Annotated in this window: 22 protein-coding genes; 1 reads left to right on the top strand and 21 read right to left on the bottom strand. The window is 52.9% G+C overall.

What is annotated here, in order from left to right:
* From HB631_RS24925 to HB631_RS24885, 9 genes are all read right to left on the bottom strand, one after another.
* Positions 1 to 713 (bottom strand): prophage tail fiber N-terminal domain-containing protein (locus tag HB631_RS24925; protein WP_213993878.1); only part of this gene is annotated, 713 nt, incomplete at its 3' end.
* A 40-nt stretch (positions 714 to 753) separates the two neighbouring features.
* Positions 754 to 3,945 carry a phage tail protein gene (locus HB631_RS24920; RefSeq protein WP_213993877.1) on the bottom strand — a complete coding sequence of 1,064 codons (3,192 nt, stop codon included), beginning with the start codon at positions 3,943 to 3,945 and terminating at the stop codon, positions 754 to 756.
* A 294-nt stretch (positions 3,946 to 4,239) separates the two neighbouring features.
* A complete protein-coding gene (locus HB631_RS24915) occupies positions 4,240 to 4,803 on the bottom strand; it encodes a tail assembly protein (protein ID WP_213993876.1) in 564 nt (187 codons plus the stop codon).
* Positions 4,740 to 5,483, bottom strand: coding sequence for a Mov34/MPN/PAD-1 family protein (locus HB631_RS24910; RefSeq protein WP_213993875.1), 744 nt, complete (start codon positions 5,481 to 5,483; stop codon positions 4,740 to 4,742). The genes HB631_RS24915 and HB631_RS24910 overlap by 64 nt, the downstream gene beginning before the upstream one ends.
* An 8-nt stretch (positions 5,484 to 5,491) precedes the next feature.
* A complete protein-coding gene (locus HB631_RS24905; RefSeq protein WP_213993874.1) occupies positions 5,492 to 6,196 on the bottom strand; it encodes a phage minor tail protein L in 705 nt (234 codons plus the stop codon).
* 76 nt (positions 6,197 to 6,272) lie between these two features.
* Entirely contained in the window at positions 6,273 to 7,196 is a 924-nt protein-coding gene (locus HB631_RS24900) for a hypothetical protein (protein ID WP_213993873.1), read from the bottom strand.
* An 11-nt stretch (positions 7,197 to 7,207) separates the two neighbouring features.
* A complete protein-coding gene (locus HB631_RS24895; RefSeq protein WP_213993872.1) occupies positions 7,208 to 7,615 on the bottom strand; it encodes a hypothetical protein in 408 nt (135 codons plus the stop codon).
* A 75-nt stretch (positions 7,616 to 7,690) separates the two neighbouring features.
* Entirely contained in the window at positions 7,691 to 8,023 is a 333-nt protein-coding gene (locus tag HB631_RS24890) for a phage tail protein (RefSeq protein ID WP_213993871.1), read from the bottom strand.
* A 12-nt stretch (positions 8,024 to 8,035) separates the two neighbouring features.
* Positions 8,036 to 11,203, bottom strand: a complete 3,168-nt coding sequence (locus HB631_RS24885; protein WP_213993870.1) for a phage tail tape measure protein — start codon at positions 11,201 to 11,203, stop codon at positions 8,036 to 8,038.
* A 112-nt stretch (positions 11,204 to 11,315) separates the two neighbouring features.
* Between HB631_RS24885 and HB631_RS24880 the strand changes: the two genes are divergently transcribed.
* Positions 11,316 to 11,453, top strand: a complete 138-nt coding sequence (locus HB631_RS24880) for a hypothetical protein (protein WP_213993869.1) — start codon at positions 11,316 to 11,318, stop codon at positions 11,451 to 11,453.
* 52 nt (positions 11,454 to 11,505) lie between these two features.
* On the opposite strand, the gene HB631_RS24875 is transcribed toward HB631_RS24880, so the two are convergent.
* The 12 genes from HB631_RS24875 to HB631_RS24820 form a co-directional block, all read right to left on the bottom strand.
* Complete coding sequence (locus tag HB631_RS24875; protein ID WP_213993868.1) at positions 11,506 to 11,709, bottom strand: hypothetical protein; 204 nt, start codon at positions 11,707 to 11,709, stop codon at positions 11,506 to 11,508.
* A gap of 47 nt (positions 11,710 to 11,756) precedes the next feature.
* Positions 11,757 to 12,203: a phage tail assembly chaperone gene (locus HB631_RS24870; RefSeq protein ID WP_213993867.1), complete on the bottom strand. Its 447-nt coding sequence runs from the start codon at positions 12,201 to 12,203 to the stop codon at positions 11,757 to 11,759.
* 39 nt (positions 12,204 to 12,242) lie between these two features.
* Positions 12,243 to 13,184, bottom strand: a complete 942-nt coding sequence (locus tag HB631_RS24865) for a phage tail tube protein (RefSeq protein ID WP_213993866.1) — start codon at positions 13,182 to 13,184, stop codon at positions 12,243 to 12,245.
* A gap of 5 nt (positions 13,185 to 13,189) precedes the next feature.
* Positions 13,190 to 13,600, bottom strand: coding sequence for a phage tail terminator-like protein (locus tag HB631_RS24860; protein ID WP_213993865.1), 411 nt, complete (start codon positions 13,598 to 13,600; stop codon positions 13,190 to 13,192).
* Between the two features lie 9 nt (positions 13,601 to 13,609).
* Entirely contained in the window at positions 13,610 to 14,047 is a 438-nt protein-coding gene (locus tag HB631_RS24855; protein WP_213993864.1) for an HK97 gp10 family phage protein, read from the bottom strand.
* Positions 14,048 to 14,062: 15 nt separating this feature from the next.
* Complete coding sequence (locus tag HB631_RS24850) at positions 14,063 to 14,419, bottom strand: hypothetical protein (protein WP_213993863.1); 357 nt, start codon at positions 14,417 to 14,419, stop codon at positions 14,063 to 14,065.
* A 1-nt stretch (position 14,420) separates the two neighbouring features.
* Positions 14,421 to 14,903: a DnaT-like ssDNA-binding protein gene (locus tag HB631_RS24845; RefSeq protein ID WP_213993862.1), complete on the bottom strand. Its 483-nt coding sequence runs from the start codon at positions 14,901 to 14,903 to the stop codon at positions 14,421 to 14,423.
* An 11-nt stretch (positions 14,904 to 14,914) separates the two neighbouring features.
* Positions 14,915 to 15,112, bottom strand: a complete 198-nt coding sequence (locus HB631_RS24840; protein WP_213993861.1) for a hypothetical protein — start codon at positions 15,110 to 15,112, stop codon at positions 14,915 to 14,917.
* Between the two features lie 50 nt (positions 15,113 to 15,162).
* Positions 15,163 to 16,308 carry a P22 phage major capsid protein family protein gene (locus HB631_RS24835; RefSeq protein WP_213993860.1) on the bottom strand — a complete coding sequence of 382 codons (1,146 nt, stop codon included), beginning with the start codon at positions 16,306 to 16,308 and terminating at the stop codon, positions 15,163 to 15,165.
* 97 nt (positions 16,309 to 16,405) lie between these two features.
* The gene (locus HB631_RS24830; RefSeq protein ID WP_213993859.1) at positions 16,406 to 17,158 is read right to left on the bottom strand and encodes a DUF6651 domain-containing protein; all 753 of its coding nucleotides are present in this window, start codon (positions 17,156 to 17,158) and stop codon (positions 16,406 to 16,408) included.
* A gap of 117 nt (positions 17,159 to 17,275) precedes the next feature.
* Complete coding sequence (locus tag HB631_RS24825; RefSeq protein ID WP_213993858.1) at positions 17,276 to 18,331, bottom strand: phage minor head protein; 1,056 nt, start codon at positions 18,329 to 18,331, stop codon at positions 17,276 to 17,278.
* Positions 18,312 to 19,715 (bottom strand): DUF4055 domain-containing protein, encoded by a 1,404-nt coding sequence (locus HB631_RS24820; protein ID WP_213993857.1) that lies wholly within the window; start codon positions 19,713 to 19,715, stop codon positions 18,312 to 18,314. The genes HB631_RS24825 and HB631_RS24820 overlap by 20 nt, the downstream gene beginning before the upstream one ends.
* Positions 19,716 to 19,717 lie beyond the last annotated feature (2 nt).

Below are 19,717 nucleotides of genomic sequence, written 5' to 3'. Positions count from 1 at the left end.
CCAAACATCATACTGGCAACTTTTGCGAGGCCATTACTCAATATTGCTAACGCCGTATTACCGTTTTCATCAGCAAAAGCGTGAACAATCCCAGGCGCTGATTGCACCACCGGTATAATAGCCGCCACCGCATCCACCGCAGCCTTGCCAACAGCATCGGCTACAGCGAGAGCGGATCCGGCGTTATTGAGATAATAGATAAAGCTCGAAGTCGCGCCAGTTCCTTGCGGAACACGGAAGTATTGGCCGGAAGTGGTGGCAGCTAACCCTGCCGTGGTTGATGCGTAAGTTGCCCCGCCTTCTGAGACCGCCTCTGCATGAATGGCATATCCCTGCGCCGCATCGCGGGCCGCCAGGGCATCAGTAGCGGCAGTCTGGGCCGCAAGGCGCATGCTCTCTACCGTCGCCACGATAACCGGCGTAAGGGCGTCCTCGCCTGGCGTGGTCAGGAAATCATTAAGCGTCCCGTTTACTGAATCGGCGAAGATCTGAATGTTCCCCACCAGTTTATCAGGCTGGCCGTAAGCCGATATCGTTACCTGATACTGCCCCACTTCTGCCGAAATAGAATAATTCCCGCTGGCGTCAGTTACAGTTTCCGATTCGAGCTGAGCGACAACAGCCGATGAAGTCGCCAGCGCCTTCAAATTAATGCTAACGCTCGGCAAAGCGCTGCCGTCGGGCGCGGTTAATACGCCAGAGATTACGGTCATGGTTTACTCCAAATGAAAAAAACGGCCGAAACGGCCTATTTTAATATTGCGCCGACCAGTCTGAACCGGTATCACGACAAGCGACCATAATTGCGGGTCCTGCAATCATGGTTCCCCGGTTTATTTTCGAAACTCGTATCGTGATATCCATTTCCGTTCCGGCTGGAACATTGACAGCTGCACCAAAAGCGCCATTCGCGGAACTGGCTTCGGCGTTTATATATGGTGTTTCGATTGTCGCTGAACCGATACTGACATTGTTGGCGAATATCTCGACAGATAAAGAGCCTGGCCCGTTAGCGGATGCTCCGATGCTCATCGGCCCGACGATAGTCAGGACGCGATTTACATATGAGTTTGCCATCAAGTTTTTATGAAAATCCTGTGTATGGGTCGCGTTACCGTTGGGGTCTGAAACGCCAGTTAAATCAATGCTGGAGTTGGCGGCCGTCCCTCCCGATATTTGGGCGGCAGTCAGAGTCCCTAAAATATTGCAGTTTTGCGCGATGGTGACATTCTGGAATGTGCCCGCGATAGCGTTAACCTCTCCTTCGATCACTAAGCGGTTATTATTGCCATCCCAATAAAGTTTTCTCTGCAACGTGCTCGGGTCGGTAACGGCAAAATAGTTTGCCAGGATATCAACCACGGATGCGCCGGGGCTGGTCGTTATCGCTATGCCCGATACTTTCCCCTCGTTATTCACGACGAGATACGCACGGTCTGAAAGCAGCCCTACCGCTGAGGTGTTTACCGCAACTTCCTGGGACAAATCCCGCGCCCATTCGATATCAGGAATAGCGTCGCTGATGACCGTCATGATGTCGGTGGCGTCTTTTTTGGTCGCGATGCTGCCGGTTACCAAAGCTGAGCGCCCGATATTATTGAATGCCCTGACAGCATACCAATAGGTCGTTAGCGGCGTCAGGCCATCGTCGAGAAATTCATAGCCCTGCCCGACATAGTTCGCCATGGCGAGGGCCTCGCTTAGGCTGGCGCCGCGGTAGAACTGATACCGGGTGCCGAGCGTCACCACACCATTCACTACCGGGACAATTTTGATGCTGAAATTCGTGCTGTAGAGCGACAAGGAGGACGGCGCCAGCGGCGGCCCTATGGTCATGTCCACTTCGGACTCTTCGCCAAGCTGGCCGGCGGCGTTCATGCCGCGGATGAAGACCGAATAGCTGCCCAGCGACAGGTTGCCGACTGTGTATTGCATGTCCGCCGTGTTGGCGCGCAACACCACCACATCGCCGCCGGCGTCATGGCGGACCAGTTTCAGATTGAAAGTGATCCCGGTGTAGATTTTTGCCGTATCCCAGGTGATGCGGATCTGATAAACATCATTCGCCACAGAGTCATCGATGGCGATATGTTCCGGGGCCGGTATGGAGCTGCCATAAAGCGTCGTGGTGGGAGTATCGAACTGCTCGCCCAGGTCCACTTCGGCTTGTTTATTCGGGTCATGCTGCAATGCGGTAATGCTGTATGTGCCATCATCAACATTATCGGTTATCGCTAGACAGCGAAATAACCTGGTCGCAAGGCTACTTTTGGAAATGGTGAATATGCCCCATTTGCGCAGCCCGGCCGGCGCGCTGGCCAGGGTTATCTGGCTGCCTGAAACGGGTGCGGCAATCTGGATTTTCACCATAGCGGCCGCGTCGTTCAAATAGGAAAAATAGGCCGTTTCAGTTTCGGCAATTTCCACCGGCGCGTCGAGCGTGACTGACGTACCCGAAAACGCTATCACGCGGCCACCCATGCGGGCGCCGGCATAATCATTGTCCGCCACGGTAATGATGTCGCCGGGCAGGTTATTAAGCCCATCGCGGCCCACATCAAACGTGACCGTTTGGGTTTCGAGCTGCTCAGTTTTGAGGATCCAGCGCCCTACCCGGTTCGCCTGGCCTCTGGAGGTGCAGCCGAAAGCCGTTACCTGCGACACATTCAGACCATAGCGGGCAATCAGCGAATCGTCAGAGACGTACTCGATATCGGATGCCCAGTCGTTGTCAGGGTTGACCCAACTGACCTGTATCGCCGTGTGGCGCGCTTTGCGGGCGCTGGAGGCGTATTTGAATCCATCTACGGTAACATTGGCATTGGTATAGGCCCACACCGGATCGACAGGCCTATCCTGCACGACAGTCATCTGCAACCCGTCCCAGATTGGCATTCCTCGGAACGAAGAGGCCAGATCGTTCAGGACGTCATAGGCCGCCCGCTGGTCGGTGATATACAGATTGCAGGCAAAGCGCGGCTCTTGTCCGCCGAATCCGTCATCGACAAGCGAATCGCAGAACTGCGCTATGGCATAGAGGGCCCACTTGTCGCAACCGAACTGTCCGAGACGCTTACCCAGGCCATATCGGGTATTGGTGACCAGGTCGTAAAATACCCACGCAGGGTTATCCGTCCAGGCGTTTTGAAATGTCCCATTCCACAACCCGGCATACGTGCGGGCCACCGGGTCGTAATTGCTCGGGACCTGGACGATAAGCCCTTTCATATCGTAAGTGCGGGCCGGGATGCCACTGAACTGGCCGGTATAGTCAATCGTCGTCCCGACTATAGCGCTGTTCGGATAGCTCAGTTTGGCGTCAATGATTTCGGTATAGCTGCTGAAATAAGTCCCGTTTTGCAGCTTCGTTGAAGTGCTATCTACCTCCTGGCGTACCACTCGGAAAGACCAGGGCGTGTGCCCGGGCGCGTTGATGATGTGCGATTCGAGATACTGGCTGGTCGTTTTGCCTGTGATGGTGATGTTGTCGACGGTGTCCCACGTTTCGGCAGTGTTTTGTATCTGGATTTGCATATGGACGGTGGCGTAATTCAGGTCACCGTCATCGTCCTGCGAAAGCAGGGAATCAACGCCTACAGTTAGCCGCACCCGATTAACATCCGCGTCTGTCACGGTCTTCACGATGGGCGTGGCGTAAACCAATTCAGTACTGACGCCAATTTCGTTCTCAACGTCCGAATAGCCGGTCAGATACGCCTGATCCTGTGTTCCCGAGGTCCATTCGGCATCAACGCCGGTAAAATTGGCATTGCCATTGGAATCAAGGACAGGAGTGTCATTCAGGTAAAAAGATTTAAGGCCGTCCACCGGGCCAAATATCGGCCCTTCCGAAATCAGGTCGATAATCTGGATGCGCTGTTTTGATTTGAGGTTATCCGCCTGCTCTGTCGGGGTTTTGCTGCTTCCGCCGCTGCTTCCGCCCATGGATTACTCCCATAAAAAAAGGCCCGCCGAAGTGAGCCGTAATTTTTGATTGATTAACAAAATTCGAATTGAAAGCAGCCTATGGCGCGCCGTGAGCCACAGGAGTGGCAACCGGTACTGTCGCCGCTTCCTTGCTGCTACTCATATAAGTCACTAACCCGAAAAAAATCACTACAATCAAAGTGACTATTGGTTTCCATTCATTCATCTTCATAGCGCTGAGTCCGCGAGTAATACTTCGCCACATCCTAACACTGGGGGCTTGCAAGGGAACGCAATTTTGAATGAGCTTGCTTAGGATTTGTCGGTTATCAATCCCTGTGAAATAACGTGCGAGCCGACACGCATACGGCCATAAAGTAGCGGGACCGGATCGCCTTGGCCGACTACGTTCTCAAGGGATGAGAAATAGTTGTTGGTGGCCCCGTTGTCAGCACTGGATGACGTGCTGGTTTTGGGCGTTTTGGTGAGCATCTGGGCGACGCCGCCGGCAGCAAGGCCGATACCGGTAGCAATTAAGGGTGCTCCAAATGGCGTTTCTGAAAAAATCACTCCTATGACTATTAAGGCGGCTCCTAAGATAGTCTGGAATAATCCCCCGTTTTTTGCACCGGCAACAACCGGCGTGATGCGGATTTCGGTATGTCGTTTCAAGCGGGTATGCATCCCTTTTTTCAGCGTGTCCATGGTGAGTTGTTTCTCCCCTACGCGGACCTTATAACGGCCCTCGCTGATGTGCTGGCGTAGGCCCGGGATCTGGATGAGTAAAGCCCGCAGCGCTTCCGCCCCCGTCTCTACCTCGAGTTGGAACTCGCTGCCAAATCGTTTAAGATCCCCGTAAAATCTGACTGTTGCCATTTTTGATACCTCCAGGTTGAATGCGTAATTTTTTGCCAGAAGCCACCATAAACGTCGCGCTTACTGAGCGCATTGGGGCGTTGGTGCAAAATTTGTTGATTGCCGATATATATTGCCGAATGGGTGGCTTTGGGAATGGTCTGGCCGGCCAGGTCCAGACACATTAGGAAAACGTCACCTGGAAATATTTCCGCGCCGTCGCCCAGCCGAACGAAGCCGCCGGCGGCCATGTTCTCGAAGTACAAATCCGCTTTGCCCTTCCACCAATCATCCTTGCGCTCGAAGTCGGGCAGGTCATGGCCGCACAAGTGATATGCGTCGCGCATGATCGTGTAGCAGTCCATTACGCCATGCTCGAACTTGCGGCCCAATAGCGGTGGTGCGCAGCGAAATTTGCGGATCGCGCCATTGCATACGAGCCACCAGGGCAAGCCGCTGCGACATTGCATAATCCGGTCAGCTTCGCTGAGAAACGGTACGCCGCCAGGATGGCTATGCACCACCGCCTGAATGTCTCCTTTATCTTCAGCGGCAGACCAATCATCAGGGTGGATTTCAAAGCTTGATTCCGGTGTACCGGCCATGTTCCGGCACCGGACATACTCGTCGCCCACCACCAAACCGCAGCACTCTTCCTGAGCGCATGCAGAGGAGTGAGCCAAAATGTCATCTTCAATCATGGGGCCTGCTATTTAATCTTGTTTGCTGCCGGGAAGCCGCCGAAAGAAAGAACGCCTGCGCTACCAAACCGAAGCTTGCAAGAAGCCAATCGCTTGCCGCACTTATCTTTGCTGCTGTCAGATGTGGGAACGTCAAACTCATCCGCCACCGGCCCGCCGGTATAGCTGCAATCAGCAGACCGATAAACCCATGAACAAACGTCAGCCAGGATAGTTCTCGTCGGCAACAGCGCGCCGTCGCTTTCTGATGGCAGGCACAGCGTGTAGGAAACAAATTCGGTTTGCAGGTTGGCGCATTGCTCAATCACATAGCGCGTTACTGATTCCATCGTTGGATCTGCCTGAGAGTTGCCGTTGGGATAGTTCACAGCGTCGAGGTATTGCTCGTACACCTGCCGCCGGGTAACAATGGCGCCCACGGCGTCGTCATAGTCCTGGTTGATGCCGGTTATCAGCCCACTGATATTGGCCAGGGTGAGCGTCGGGCGGTTACTGGTGCCGGTGCCGCTAACTTCGAAGCCTGACGCCTCAACCGGGTAAGGCTGATATGTTTCGCCCTGCCACACAACCGGCTGTAATCGTCCGTTCAAGCCGGAATGGAACCGGTAAATATCGCCGCCAAATTCTGTTAGATCGACTTCGAAAAGCTCTAATAGCGCTGGCTGCTCGATTTGGGTGACGTCGATTCGCATCGAGTCTGGAATATCTCGCATGAATTACTCCCATAAAAAAAGCTCGCCGCAGCGAGCATTGATATTTATGACAAATTGATTATAAAAAATGTTCTATTTATTGTTTTGGTGCGTTTGATACCTTTATGGATACAGGCGAATAGCTTGCTATAAATGAAATACCATCTTTTTTACTCAAATACATAAAAATGGTTGTCAACTCGCCATATTCATCCAAGCCCCACATGTAAAATGAATTATTTATTTTCCCTGACATTCCACGATACTTACCAATTTCTGCAACCAACTTTCTATAATTATTTTGGTTATATGGATAGGTAGCTCCGACAGATACAAGGTATCCATTAAAGCCACAGTATTTAACATTTGTTTTTAAGTTTATTGTTTTGAATAAATTTATATCTGGCAGTACAAAACAAGACTCACCATTAATTGTTTGTTGCCCATTTTTTAATTTTAAATCTAATTCATCGGTTCTTTTTCCGAAGGGAAACGAACCAAGTGATGTCACAAATGGTAAGTTTTCAGGTGCGCCCCTCCACTTGAACCCATCGAGATTAAATTTAAATTGAATCTCTCCATCTTTAAATACAGGAACCTCTATAATTACACCTTTTGATAAAAAAACATCATCAGCAAATCCTTTAGGTCCTACAATAAGGGCAGTGTCGGGATTAGATTTACTTATTATCATATTCAAGTTTATAATTCTACCATCATCAAACTTAGCATGCGCATAACATTTTTCATCATCTGCACAAAACATCTGGCCTTTTGTCAGGCTAATTCCTGCTTTATCAACAATTTTATTGTCATTACTGATAAAAACAATACTCAAACTTGAACCACCATTATATGGATAATTAAATTCCACAGAATTCAATGATGGCAAATATGCAGAATAGCTAACCGCATTCCTCATTTCATCTTTTTTCTGGCTGTATACCCAATCAGAAGCAAATGATGTCCATGGAATCATACAAAATAATAAAAAAAATATCCTAATTCTTATTTTTCTCATCTATCACCTCATTATTTTGTACGCCACATTCTATATTGTCCCCAAAAGCCATTTTCAGCGATATACTGCTGCTCTGTTCCATTAGCTATAATATCAAGCGTCTTTCTCATGCCCATGGTAAGAACATTGCATTCATTGCTTACCTTTAATTTATGTGACCCATTTGTAATATAGGCGGTCACAAATTGATTCTGTTTTAAAAGCGCGACGTCACTTCCATCAATGGTCACTAAAAATTTACACATCCCTCCGCTGCCACCACCTATGAATTGTTTATTCCTTGTAACGGTAATCTTGGTCTGCTGTTCTCCAGATTTGGGTGACACAATATCTTTATTTAGAACTTGCTCTGCTGGTCCGTAAGGCCTGGCACATCCAGCTAGGCCAAAGATAAAAAATGCCAATATAATTTTTTTCACTTCCTTCCCTCGCCAGTAACATTTTGCAACAGCATATCACCAGCGAAGCGCAAAACAACGCAAATCATGAGGATGCTAAGCAACGACTTCCTGAAACGTCGCCGTGAGCGTTTCCCAGAGCCCGTTAATAGCGCGCGTCCAGGTTGCGCATTTGAATGTCCGGTTAATCCATTGGTCCTGTGCCTTCCAGGTGAATGCCTCGACGGCCCCGCGGTCAGTCAGGAAACGCTCAATCTCATCGACATATTCACGTTCACCGGTAAACGTCAGCGAGTACGAGCGCATGTCGTGATGGATGCCATTCTTCTGGCGTTGCTCATAACCGTCGCCGTAGCTCACTACCCTTACCAGCGGCGCGGCGGTACCGGTGAAATTGTCCTGGTCGGGTAGCCATTTAAACTCGTACATACCACGCTCCGTTTAATTATTGAACCCGGGCCGCTGCATTTCCATTTTGAAGTTTGCTAATTTAGCATTCATAAGTTGGTTGACGCCCTTCAGCAAGGCGTTGTTGTTCTGCTGCTGCTGGTCATTCGTGTTTCCGCGCTGATCGATGTTCATCTCGATATGCGGCGCAAATGCCACAGTTGCAGCAGATCCGCCCTTCGCGCGAACACCCAGAGATCCATCCGAGCCGCGGGACAAGGGCAATATTGCTTCCGGGCCCGCCTCGCCCATCACGCCCCCGCCTGCGGCGAACGCAAAGAGCGTCGGTCGGTCAACCACACGCCCACTATAGGCGCTCAGGCTGGGGGAATCATAGACGCCGCCTTTGGCGTTCAGGCTCAGATTGCTATAAGCGCCAGAAGAGAAGCTGCTACCAGAGGCAGAAGCCGTCGATGAAGATGCGCCGCCAATTAATCCAGACGCAATACTGACCACGCCTTGCAGAAAAGAGGATTCCGCGCTTTTAATGGCGATCCGCGCCAGGTCATTCAGGACAGACGTGGCGAAGCTGGAAAAATTCAGCTTGCCGGTCGTGACAAACGAGACCAGCGCATCTTCCATGCCGCTGAATGCGTCGGTGAAGGCTGTTTTCGTCTGGCCGGCGATATCTTTGGCCGAGTCGAGATAATTTTGATACGCGGACGTGGCGCCGTTCGTCCAGTCGCTTTGAAGAGCATCCAATTGAGCATAATAGTCGCTCTGCTGCTTCAGGCGGGCGTCCAGTTGCGTTTTGATATTGGCCGTTTCCTTTTTGTACGCGTCAGAATTAAGCGCATCCGCCGGCGTGCCTTTATCAAGCTGTTCCTGGTAGCGCTGGTACTCTTTATAAATGCTGGACGTGTCATTAGTCCGTTGCTGCTCAATATCACCCTTCCCATAGGCGTTGAGTTGCCGGGCATACTGATCGCCAGCGTTTGAATAGGCCGAGGCCATAGTTTCATTGAGTTGAGCGGATCGCTCTTCAAGCTTTTGGATATCCTCGCGCTGCTTGGCCTGCTTTTCCAGCGCCACAAGTTTATCCAGCTCGACATCCAGGCCAGCCTGGTTAGCCAGAAGACTTTTCTGATCTGCCGTGAGGATTGTCTTGCCCTGCAGGTCGGCCATTTGCTGATTGAAAATAAGCCGTTTTTGCTCCCAGGCACCGAGCTTGCTTTGTGTGTCGACCTGCCCTTGCAATGACGCTTCCTGTCCCTGTAGCTCGAGCAGCATGCGCGTTGCGGCGCTATCGGTTACGGCTTTGGGCGCTGCGTCTTTATACTTGTCGTTGATCTGTTTGACCAAATCATCATAACTGACACCGGCCGGCAAAATAGCCCCGTTCGCCATGTCCTTATTCAGTTTATCGATATCTTGCTTTCGCTGCTGGGCTTTCGTCAGCACCGCGGTATAGAGGGTATTTACCGATTTGGTGGCCTGCACCGCCTGATCGTTGTAATAAGCTGTAGCCTGATTACTGGCGGCTTTATTCAAGTCACGCTGATTGGTCAGCAGCGCGCTGCTCAAATCGTTCTGGGCGGTGATTAATTGCTCTTTTAATCTGGCCTTTGCGTTGGCAACCCCGCCGGTCAGCATGCCACCCTGCGACGTGTCGATTGAGTCCAGGCCGGACAGGCTTGATTGAATATTGTTAACGGTTGCGGTGGCAGTTTTGATTTTATCAGCCGGCGTTTGGGCCCGGCCGATATCCATCATTGCGTCCCACGCACCCTTTGCCGCCCGGGCAACTGCATCCCATGCCGTCTCTAAGGCACCCATATTGTTCTTTACATCATTGGCGGCGTTCAGTTCTGCGGTAGCGTATGCGCTGACAGCAACGGCGGCCGCCTGCTGGGTATCGCCCTGGCGCTCCAGTGCGGCGATTTGGTCGTATACCGAAGCGGTCAGATAATGGAATTGGTTGTTCAGCGACTCGGACGCACTGACCGGGTCCTGTTCAAGTCGCTGAAACTCGGCAATGGTCGCATCAATCGCCTTGCCGGTCGCGTCCTGCATTGCTACAGCGGCCTGAGCAACCATTTTTAACTGGCCACCGCTGAATTGGCCGGTGGACAGCGTATCGGTGAGCGCTTTGGCTGCCTGCGACGTGGTGCCAACATTCGAGCTAATCGATTTAGCCATATCAGCCAACTGATCTGCTGAAACGCCCGCATACCGCCCGGTAGTAATGATGGCCTGGTTGTAGCCATCCATTTCAGCATTACCCTGCTTGAAAGCGATGGTCAGCGCACCGCCGGCAACGGCAATGGCGCCCAGACCCAACGTTACAGGGTTGATGAAGCTAAGCATCGCCCTCGCCGCATTACCTATACCACCAAAGCTATCCTTTATCTGCCCGCCCTGCTGAATGGCGATCAACCATATCGGCATACCCGAAGCCAGTGAGGTCACCACGTCAGTGATCTGCATAGGCAATAAACGCATGGCCTGGGCGTATTGCCCAGCAGTAATTCCGCCGGTGCGCATAGCGACATTTTGCTGCGATAGTTTAGCGATTAGAGGTTGCGCCTCAGCCGAAACGCCCAACTGTGCGGCCTTATATTCCAGCAACTGAGCCGATGTCATGCCAAGAGTTTCAGTTTGCTGCTTCAGGCTGTTGATGAATGATTCTTTTGCTGCGATTGACTGCTGATCAGCTGCTGCTGACTCCCTTGCAGCCTTTGCCGCTGCTTGGCCTTCTGCCGTTGCTGCATATGAGGCCTGCTCAAGCTTGGTGCGCATTGAATCAATCTTTGCAGCGTATTCCGTCAGATCATCACCATCGATAAGCCCTGCGGCGCTGAAACCCTTAAGCTGCTTTTCCATTTCATCCAGGCGGCCATAGGCACCCACAACCGGATCAATCTTTCCAAGCAACGCCACCAGCGCCGCTTGCTGGCTTGCCATATCAGAGGTAACGCCATTGATGCTTTTGGATGCGGCAGTAGTCTTCTGTGACATCGCGGCAGTCTGGCGGCCATACAGATCTACACCAGCAGCGGCGGTGCGCGATACCGTATTGGTCGTTGCCATTTCACTGGCAAGATTGCCTGCCGCGTTCTCGGCCGCCACGCTTGCCGCCGTGAGGTCTCCCAGAGCGTCAGCCGCTTTCGCTACGCCATCCTGCGTGACCTTGATTATCAGGCTGCCTGTTTCTTGCGGCATGTGCTTATCTCCGGGCTATTTGATGAAGCTATCTTTATTTGTAACTTTATGGGCATAGACTTGCCGCAAGTCGGCCAAATTGACCGACACAAACATGCATGAAAGGAATGAAATGAAAAAAGTAATTGCGTTATTTTTAATATTAATTTTTAGCGGGATGTCTGTTTCAGCAATAGCTTGCCCAAAAGGCGAGCACCCTCATGGAGGGACAGGGTCACATCACAAGGGAGGATATTGTTCTGCTGATTAATCACTCGGGCACTCGGAAATGGCCGCAGGAATGTTCTCTCCGATAGTCAGGGCTATAACTTCGGTATGTCTTTCGTGACCTCGAAGGCCATGTCCATAATGATTTCGACTTCCGCCGGCGTCGGCCGGTTGCCGGTTAATTCCGTCCAGGCTTTCAACTCTGAAAACGTCAATTCGCCGCCGGAACCGCGCATCAGGTCGATGAACCAGCCCCAGAGGTAGCCCGTTCCTTCCGGCAAATCAGGTGGGTCAATCATAGCGTCCGGCGTGATACCTAATTTCATCGCGGCGTGGTAATGCTCTCTTAGGCTTTTGCCGTCTTTTTGCCGCTTGTCGAGCTTTCGCTGGAAGGCGGTGTATCGGACGAGGCCTGCGGCTTTTTTTTGAAAAACTCTGCCCGGTTGGCGGCGAAATTGTTCACGCGCTCCCTGATATTTGGCGATTCAGTGAGCAACAGCTTCAGGTTATCCGGCGTGAACTCCTCATCCAGCGACCAGTTGATAACCAGCGCCTGGAACTGCGTGAACTCGGCGTCCTCGTCGAATTTCTTGATAAAACCTTTGTCGTCCAGTTGTTTTTTGTCCAGTTCGAACACGGCCCTGCTTGCGGCAGTCTTGGCGGCTCGGAACTCATCGCTATCAATGCCCCGCACCAGCAAGTATTCTTCGGTCGGTGTGCCGTCCGGCAGCAGCAGGAACAGTTTTTTCCCTTCGTTGGCTTCGGCCCGGGTGGCGAAATCGCTTAATTTCATTTAATGCTCCAGTGGGCCCGGTATTGCCCGGGCAATTGGTTAGGCTTCCACAACGGGAACGCGGGCGATCTGCAGCAGGATGCCGGTGTCTTTTGTCGCGAATGCGGTGTAATTGAATGTCAGCGCCTGGAATGCGTCGGCCTCCGCCAGCGCCTCGGACGTGAATTTGATGCGCGGCAGCAGGAAGGTATATGCGCCGGCCGCACCGCTTAACGTGAACTCCAGGGAAATGTCCGCATTGTCATAGAACATCTGGGACAAGTCCTCGTCCTGGTAGAGGAACGTGATTGACCCGGTCGTGGCCGCATTGGTTGAGCCGCTGGCCGCAACGCCGCGCTGGCCGTAGACATGCGACTGAGAAATCCCGTTATCCATATTGAGCGATACGGACGTGACCGCATTGCTGGCCACGCCATTCACTAAAATGGTCGCGGTCAGCGTGGCGTTTTCGCCGGTAGAATCGAACGGATCGTTATTGGCCGGCTCGGTATAAGTCGCATCGGTAATGGCTGTCGCGTCATACAGCACCGACGCGCCCATGATGCCGAAATCAGCCGTCACGATGGCGTTGGGTGTGGCCGTGAGGGCCAGCGTATTGACCAGACAGCCGGGATAGCGCCGCAGCGTGTTGATATCGGACTGCTTGCGCTCAAGTGTGAACGGCTTATGAGTGGTGCCGATAACGAGAACGTCCTCAACCCACGAATTGAACATCAGGCTTTGCAGCAGATAATCGAAATCCGCAAAGGCAAATTCAGTGTTGAGCGTGCCGGAAGAGCTTTCCGAGCCACGGCCAGAGAACAACGTTTTACGATTTTTTCTTACCTGGTTCGAGCTCAGCGCATCGCGGGTCAGGGTTAATTCGCCAGGTGTTTTCGGTATGCGGATGAATGCGGGCGTCGCCGGGGTTGTGCCCTCAACGACTTCAGGCACCATCCAGTAATCGACCTGTTTGGCGCCGGCGGCAGTGATCATAGCCATAATTTTTAGCTCCGTGTTTCGTATGATGACCAGTAGAACGTCAGATGAGCGACCGCCCAGCCATCGAGAGACTGCGGATCGGTGTAGTCGCGGTTTTTGATTGTGACGCGGGTGTTGTTGTAAGTGAGGACGGTCCCGATTTTGAATTGCGACCGTAGCGTGTCGAATATCGAGAGCATCACGCCATTGACGCCAGCGCGTATTTTGCAAACGACATCAACCTGGAAAAATCCCGATATCGAATCCAGGCCGCCCGGGCCATACGACAGCGCGTCATCGCCCGCCGGCGAAAAGTAAAATCGCAGATAGTCGCCATCAGGCGGATCGAATGCTTCAAGCGGCCAGGCCACCGGCAAAGACAACGCAGCGGCTGCCGCTATCATGCGCGTGCGCAGAGCTGATGAAATGTCCTTCACGGGTTTACCTTACTTGATGAGAACCATCTGCTTATTGAGGATGGTGTTTATGCGGGCCATGTTGCGGCGAACCATGCCCGCCGGAGCTCGAATGGCGAAACCGTTAACGGTTTTTGGGCCGTTTGCCGGATTGCCGTTTTTATCCTTCCATTCGCCATATTCTGCGACCTGAGCGTAAGGCAGGTTATTCGCCAAATAGACGGTGAAATCTTGGTCCAATGCGTTAACGGTTGCCGTCATCTTTTCGACGGTTTGCGCTCCGCTAATATCAGTATCAGCAAGTTGCCCTGTCGCTGGGGAGTCAGCCGTTGCCTGCCAATTGGCCCGTAAAGTTCCTTTATCCACTGGAGTATCGTTAATGACGCTACCGAATAGCTCGATCGCCGCTTCTTTTCCGACGTTCTCGGTGCGCTGGATGGTATCGCCAGCCCACTTGCCGATAGACATTGAGAATCCACCCATTTAGCGCCTCACTTGCAGCTGATAGCAGAGCGTCACGTCAGCGGGTGTTTTGTCGCTGATATTGATGATCCGCCATTTGGTTGTGCCGTCTTGCAGAGAATCCCCAATAAGCGGCGCAGTCGCCGCGGTGATGGTCACCTTCTTATCGCTGGCCAGAATGAGCGTGCCGTCGACTTCCAATCGGTTAAAGTCCTGTACCACGCCAATAACGGGCAATGATTGCGGCGGTGAAGTCGTAGCATCGCCGGTCACCGGGTCGGTAACAGACGTGCCGGCGCGCTCCAGGTACATCGTTTTGCCATATTTCGTCAGCAACTTGGTGGTCGTGGCCTGCATGCGTGGATAGAAAGCAGCCATATCATCCTCTCACGATAGCTATCTGCCCGGCGCCGACGCACAGGCCGCGCAGCAGCGCATCAACGGCAGGAAACGAAGGCGCAATGTCGCGGCTGAACTCAGAATACGTCACGCTCACTACTCCACTGACCGCCTCGGACAAGACCTCTTGACCGTTCTGATTTGACGCGAGCAGATCAATCGTCTGCGCCTCAACCGCCAGGCGGCATTGCGCCTCAATTACTTGTTTCGGGATCACATCGCTGTGGATGGTGTAATAGTCGCGTTTTACGTACGCGCGCGGCCACGCCAGATTCTGGCCGAACACCCGCGGTATCCCTTTCCACTTCCGACCTTCTAACCAGTCCATGGCCTGAAACAGTAGCGGTTCGACGGCTGCATCGTCCGCCGGCAGCGTGAAGCCGCGAGCGCTGGCATATGCCCGGCAGTCATCAACCGAAGCATAGCTGTTGAAATCCGGCGAATTCATGTCTGTTACGAGCATAACGCCCCCTGTTACTCTTCAATGCGCCAGCCCTGGGCCTTCCAATTTTCCACTTCGTCAGGGTGGACATCGGCTTCAGTCGGGCCACCGGCATGATCAGGCGTTTCCGTATACATCCGGATTGGTTGTTCAGGCTGTTCAGGCTGTTCAGGCTGTTCAGGCTGTTCAGGCTGTTCAGCAGCATCGATGCCATCTTTTGTCTTTGCCATGGTTTTTTATCCAATAAAAAGGGGGCCGAAGCCCCATTTGCTGATCTGGATTAGCCCAGAAGGATAGTTGAATGCTGAGGCGCGATAGATGCGACACCCCAGGCAAGGCCGACTTCATAACGCACCTGGTGGTATTGACGATATAACGCCACCTGAAACGAGATATTGGATACCGGGTCAGTAACGGTCATCACATCGTCAGCACTATCGCCGCCTTGAGGCATTGCCGGGGTACGGGCGGCCAGCAAGAAGGCGTTTTTGCTGAACGCCATGTTTGCGGTGAATGCGCCGCCAACAGTGATAGCCGCATTATCTGCAACAGCCTGTCGCAGACCGGGATAGGCCAAAGTAATCACCGTGGCGGTTGATGCGGCAACCACATATTTGTTGGTATCCCCAGCGAAGGTGATCGGAGTGCCAATGGGTACGGTACCGGTTCCGGTATCAACGGCGATAAGGCGGTCACCGATATTATATCCAGCAGCGTTATTAACCAGATACCCCGCGCCAGTAGCAGCAGCGACACGCTTCACGCCAGCCGAATTATGGATGTTGAAACCCTCCACCTGGCCGATGATACCCTGACGCAGCAATTCATCAGTGCCGGCTTCGTTTGCCTTGAACAGCAGCGATTGTTTACCGCGAATGTTGGTAATCGCATTAGAGCCGAGGACCATTTGCCGACCAGTTTTCGGTGCGCCATTGTCGTCGAGCACTTGGTTGGTATTGGCAAAGTCGGAGAAATCCTCTTTCACGCCAAACGGTGCAGTTCCGGCCGTACCGACTGCGCGCGAAGAGCCGAAGTACAGTCCGCCGAGATCTCCTTCAACTTCGTTAGCTAAAGCGCGGAAGGCTTCTTGGAATTGATCTGCCAGGATAGTGTTGTACGTACCGGCCGGGCCTAATCCGAGTTGTTCCTCGCCATTCCATTTTACCGGGACCATTTTCGATTTGGTAATGGTAACGCCGACCGTGCCGACCGTCTGTTCACCGTTATCCGGTGCAGTAGCGCCGGGAACAATATCCACAGCGGTGGCAGGCAATGCGACCGGTGCAGTAACGGTCTGTCCTACCGCAGCAGCATCAGCCTTGGTATTGCGAGATACAGCAGGGATGAAGCCGATTAATTCGCGAGAAACCACGTTTAACGCGGTATAAATTGTCGGGATTAGTCCCGTTAAGGTATTTCCAGCCATGATTTATGAATCCTTGAAATATTGGTTAGGGAGGGTTTGTTTTGGCTATCCAGCCATGCGCCGATCCCTATCCAGGTCCCGGCAAAATTGAGGTGTATCAATCAACAACAGTAACGCCGCCCTTTAAGGCTTCGTTCTTTCCAACCATATCGAGAGCATCGAAATCAGTGCGCTTTATCGTTTTCTGTCCGGCTTGGTGCTGACTTTGTTGCGCGCCGGTGCCCGTCGCACCTGAGGCTTTCAGAATGTGGTCTTTCTGCGGATATTGCTCGATGAGGAGTTCCAGCGCTTCATCGAAATCAGCCAAATCACCGAGTTTTGTTCGAGAGAGCACTTTATTGCCCGATGGGTCATAAGCAACGACCTTGCCGTCTTCAATTTTGAAGGACTGACCGAACCGGGCCTGTACAAAATCAGCCGGGATCGCGAGTTTTTCAGTAATGAATTTTGAGCTGCCAAAGCGGCCGCCGATCATTTCGTTATAAAGCTGCGACTGGAGCGTTTTGTTTGTGCCGGTCAGTTCATCAATCTGGGTCTGGAATGCTTTGGTGATTTGTTCCTTAACCTGGTCAACGGCGCCAGCGTCGATTAGCTTTTTCTGGTCGATTTTGGTCAGTGTCTGCAGAGCTTCCAGCGCTTTGGCCGGGTCGTCAATACCTGAAAATTTCTTCAGGTTTGCCTCTGCCGCTTCTTTGGCTTCGCGGTGAGATTTAGCCTCACCGTTGAGTGATGCAATTTTGCCAACGGCCTGGACGGCGTCGAAAGGGATCTCTTTACCGTCATCATGGATATAAACCGGCATGCCGTTTTCGACAACAACATGACCGTCTGCGTCTAATTTCAGTTTCATTACTTTCTCCAGCCTTCCGGCCATTTATTGGAGCATCCGCCCCGGTTCGCCGCCGGCATCCGCCAGACGACAGGCATAAAAAAGGCCGCCAAAGCGACCAGGTTAAAATGGGATTGATTAAACGCCGGCCCGAATGAATGCGTTTGGAGCTAATTGCCTCATTTCGTCCAGGGTAAGTGGCTGAAAATTCTTATCGAGCTGCAGGGCTGCGAATTGTTGAGCGCTAAGGCCACCATCACGCAGCAGCGTGGCCCGCATCTTGCCGATGGCGCTGTCCTGATAGTCGTCCGGCTGACGTTCGAGCCACTGGTAATATGTTTCATTTGCTGGCACATAACCCGTCGCTGATGACCGCGTTGCGCCTTCACTGAAAGTGTCGTCATCCAGCACCGGACGAGTTGTGCTTCGGCAGCCAATGTGAAGTGGCGGCCTGGGCCCGACATTAATCGGATATTCCGTACCATCCAGCGATCGGCATACAGCGGTAGTTCTGTTATCGAGGGTAGCGACAAATCGTACCTTATCGATCACATCGTCATTAGCATCATAGAAAGCTTCTCGCGCCACACTGGACGTGTGCTGTATCGCCGTCCGGCCAATCATGTCGGCGTTCTGAACGTACTGGCCGATAATACCGTCGGCGCCGTAAAGCTTTTTGGTGCCTCGCAGCATGGTGGTGAGTTGCTGGATTGTCTGGCCTTCGCTCCAGGCCCTCAACACAGCATTGTTCGCCGCGGTGAGCGTCGCCGTTTCCCAGTCTTTGATGAACGGGTCGAGCATTAACTCACCGCGCCAGTTGCGGATCGACATCGGCGTATTGTCGAGCTGGCGGATGATTTTATCAGTATCGGGAATAACCAGCGCCGGCATGCCGGCAACCGACATCAGCGAGTGATATTCCAGATTGACCACTTCGCCGGAAATCTGATTGCACAGGTCGCGCAGCTGCTGGCCATACGCATCGACCGGCAGCTCCATGGCCTTGGCGAGCAGCTTGGATATCTCGTCGCGCTGGCCCATCGTACCGATTATGCCGTCATAGTCCTGCAGGATGTCGCCGGCAGCAGAGCGCAGATCATTAAACAGGGTTTTGAGCTCGCCGCTCTGCCCAGCCTTGATGCGCTCAATCAGAGACTGAATGAGGACGGCATTATCATGCAGTGACTGGGTCATGCGTGTAAGCTCCCATTCCCGGTACGCTGGCGGCCAGTTCGGCGATCACCTCATCAACATTAGCGTCAGCGTCAATCAAACCAAGCGACTGCAATGCGCGAACTAAATCAACCTTACGTATAGCGCCGGCCTGGTAAGCAGAAATGAGCGCAACAACGCCGGGAGCGTCAATGGCAAGCGACGCCGTATCCAGTTCGGTATGGATCTCAACATTGCCGCCGTCAGGCATTCCGCGCCAGTCGGCCATGAACTGCAGGACGTTATCAATTGCGTCTTCCAGGGAATTAGCCATGGTGTACAGCGGGCTATCTTCCTGCATGGTTTCCTGGCCGACCTGGTCGACCGACTTAGTCGACGTGTTTTCTTGGCGCAGTAACTTGGCTCCAGCCATGCGCATCTGCTCGACCAGATCATCAAGCGAAGCTTGGCCGGCCTCGATACTGGCGCCGGTATGCTCGGTATATTCGACCCCTTGCTTTGACCGGTCAGAAAATTCCATGGCCACTGACGCGCCGAGAGTTAATTCCTGGCCTTCTTTCAGTCCGAAAACCGAGAGTATCGGCACCCGGGCGACGTGCAAAATGGTGTCCTGATCGCTCTGGCTCTGCCAGTGCTTGACGTTCATATGCGCCAGATTGAGCAACGGCGGCGAGGCGGTCATGAAGCCGGTACGCTTGGTGTAGAGCGTCACCAGAGGAATGGTGTCCATCGTGGTCGTCCATTCATCCGTTAGGGCCCATACGGCCTGATTGTTGGCGTCCTGTTGCTTTTGATAGAGCGCGCAGTAATACGGGCGTAGTAACCGGATTTGCAGCACGTCCTTTTCGCCCCAATCGCCATCGGGAACGGTCACGCATTCCATAATGCGGATCTCGGTCAGCGTTTCGCCTTTGGCCGTTCTCGCCGATTTCCAGCCGATAAGTTGGCGCGGATCGACGATGATGGCATACGGCCTGGCGCCGCTGGCTTTCTCCTGGGCAACGCTGTTTATGCCTTCAACGCGGGGATAATCAACCAAGGCATGGCAAAGTCCGCGTTCCATGGCTTTATTGAAAAACTGCTGCGCCCAGACGTCCAAGTTATTCCCGGCCAGGTCAAAATTTTCTGCGTATGTCTTAATGTCGTCCGGCGTGTCAGCGGAAAGCGTGGTCTCGTCTGCGAACACACGCCCGTTCATGCCCTTTATCGTCTCTTCGAGCGCAGGAAGCAGCGTGGCCACTTTCAACCGGCAGCGATAAGCATCGATATCTTCGTTCGGCCAGCGCGGTAACCGGGCTTCACCAGCGGCTCGCATGGCCTTCGTGCCGCCCATCAGGGCGTCGATTAAATCCCAATCTTCGACCATGCATGAATAGGCTTTAATGGGCGTTGAAATGTCGGCCATGA

Origin of the sequence: Sodalis sp. dw_96 (genome assembly GCF_018449575.1) — a bacterium.
GTDB lineage: Bacteria > Pseudomonadota > Gammaproteobacteria > Enterobacterales > Enterobacteriaceae > Acerihabitans.
The sequence above is the reverse complement of the archived record's forward strand: the minus strand, read 5'-3'. Positions and strand labels throughout refer to the sequence as shown.

Coding starts and splice junctions, on each gene's coding strand:
- HB631_RS24865 (WP_213993866.1), bottom strand. CDS start 13,184: ATGGCTATGATCACTGCCGCCGGCGCCAAACAGGTCGATTACTGGATG.
- HB631_RS24830 (WP_213993859.1), bottom strand. CDS start 17,158: ATGAAACTGAAATTAGACGCAGACGGTCATGTTGTTGTCGAAAACGGC.
- HB631_RS24905 (WP_213993874.1), bottom strand. CDS start 6,196: ATGCGAGATATTCCAGACTCGATGCGAATCGACGTCACCCAAATCGAG.
- HB631_RS24855 (WP_213993864.1), bottom strand. CDS start 14,047: ATGTCTATCGGCAAGTGGGCTGGCGATACCATCCAGCGCACCGAGAAC.
- HB631_RS24845 (WP_213993862.1), bottom strand. CDS start 14,903: ATGCTCGTAACAGACATGAATTCGCCGGATTTCAACAGCTATGCTTCG.
- HB631_RS24870 (WP_213993867.1), bottom strand. CDS start 12,203: ATGAAATTAAGCGATTTCGCCACCCGGGCCGAAGCCAACGAAGGGAAA.
- HB631_RS24920 (WP_213993877.1), bottom strand. CDS start 3,945: ATGGGCGGAAGCAGCGGCGGAAGCAGCAAAACCCCGACAGAGCAGGCG.
- HB631_RS24915 (WP_213993876.1), bottom strand. CDS start 4,803: ATGGCAACAGTCAGATTTTACGGGGATCTTAAACGATTTGGCAGCGAG.
- HB631_RS24890 (WP_213993871.1), bottom strand. CDS start 8,023: ATGTACGAGTTTAAATGGCTACCCGACCAGGACAATTTCACCGGTACC.
- HB631_RS24900 (WP_213993873.1), bottom strand. CDS start 7,196: ATGAGAAAAATAAGAATTAGGATATTTTTTTTATTATTTTGTATGATT.
- HB631_RS24850 (WP_213993863.1), bottom strand. CDS start 14,419: ATGGCTGCTTTCTATCCACGCATGCAGGCCACGACCACCAAGTTGCTG.
- HB631_RS24840 (WP_213993861.1), bottom strand. CDS start 15,112: ATGGCAAAGACAAAAGATGGCATCGATGCTGCTGAACAGCCTGAACAG.
- HB631_RS24820 (WP_213993857.1), bottom strand. CDS start 19,715: ATGGCCGACATTTCAACGCCCATTAAAGCCTATTCATGCATGGTCGAA.
- HB631_RS24875 (WP_213993868.1), bottom strand. CDS start 11,709: ATGATTGACCCACCTGATTTGCCGGAAGGAACGGGCTACCTCTGGGGC.
- HB631_RS24825 (WP_213993858.1), bottom strand. CDS start 18,331: ATGACCCAGTCACTGCATGATAATGCCGTCCTCATTCAGTCTCTGATT.
- HB631_RS24880 (WP_213993869.1), top strand. CDS start 11,316: ATGAAAAAAGTAATTGCGTTATTTTTAATATTAATTTTTAGCGGGATG.
- HB631_RS24885 (WP_213993870.1), bottom strand. CDS start 11,203: ATGCCGCAAGAAACAGGCAGCCTGATAATCAAGGTCACGCAGGATGGC.
- HB631_RS24835 (WP_213993860.1), bottom strand. CDS start 16,308: ATGGCTGGAAATACCTTAACGGGACTAATCCCGACAATTTATACCGCG.
- HB631_RS24910 (WP_213993875.1), bottom strand. CDS start 5,483: ATGATTGAAGATGACATTTTGGCTCACTCCTCTGCATGCGCTCAGGAA.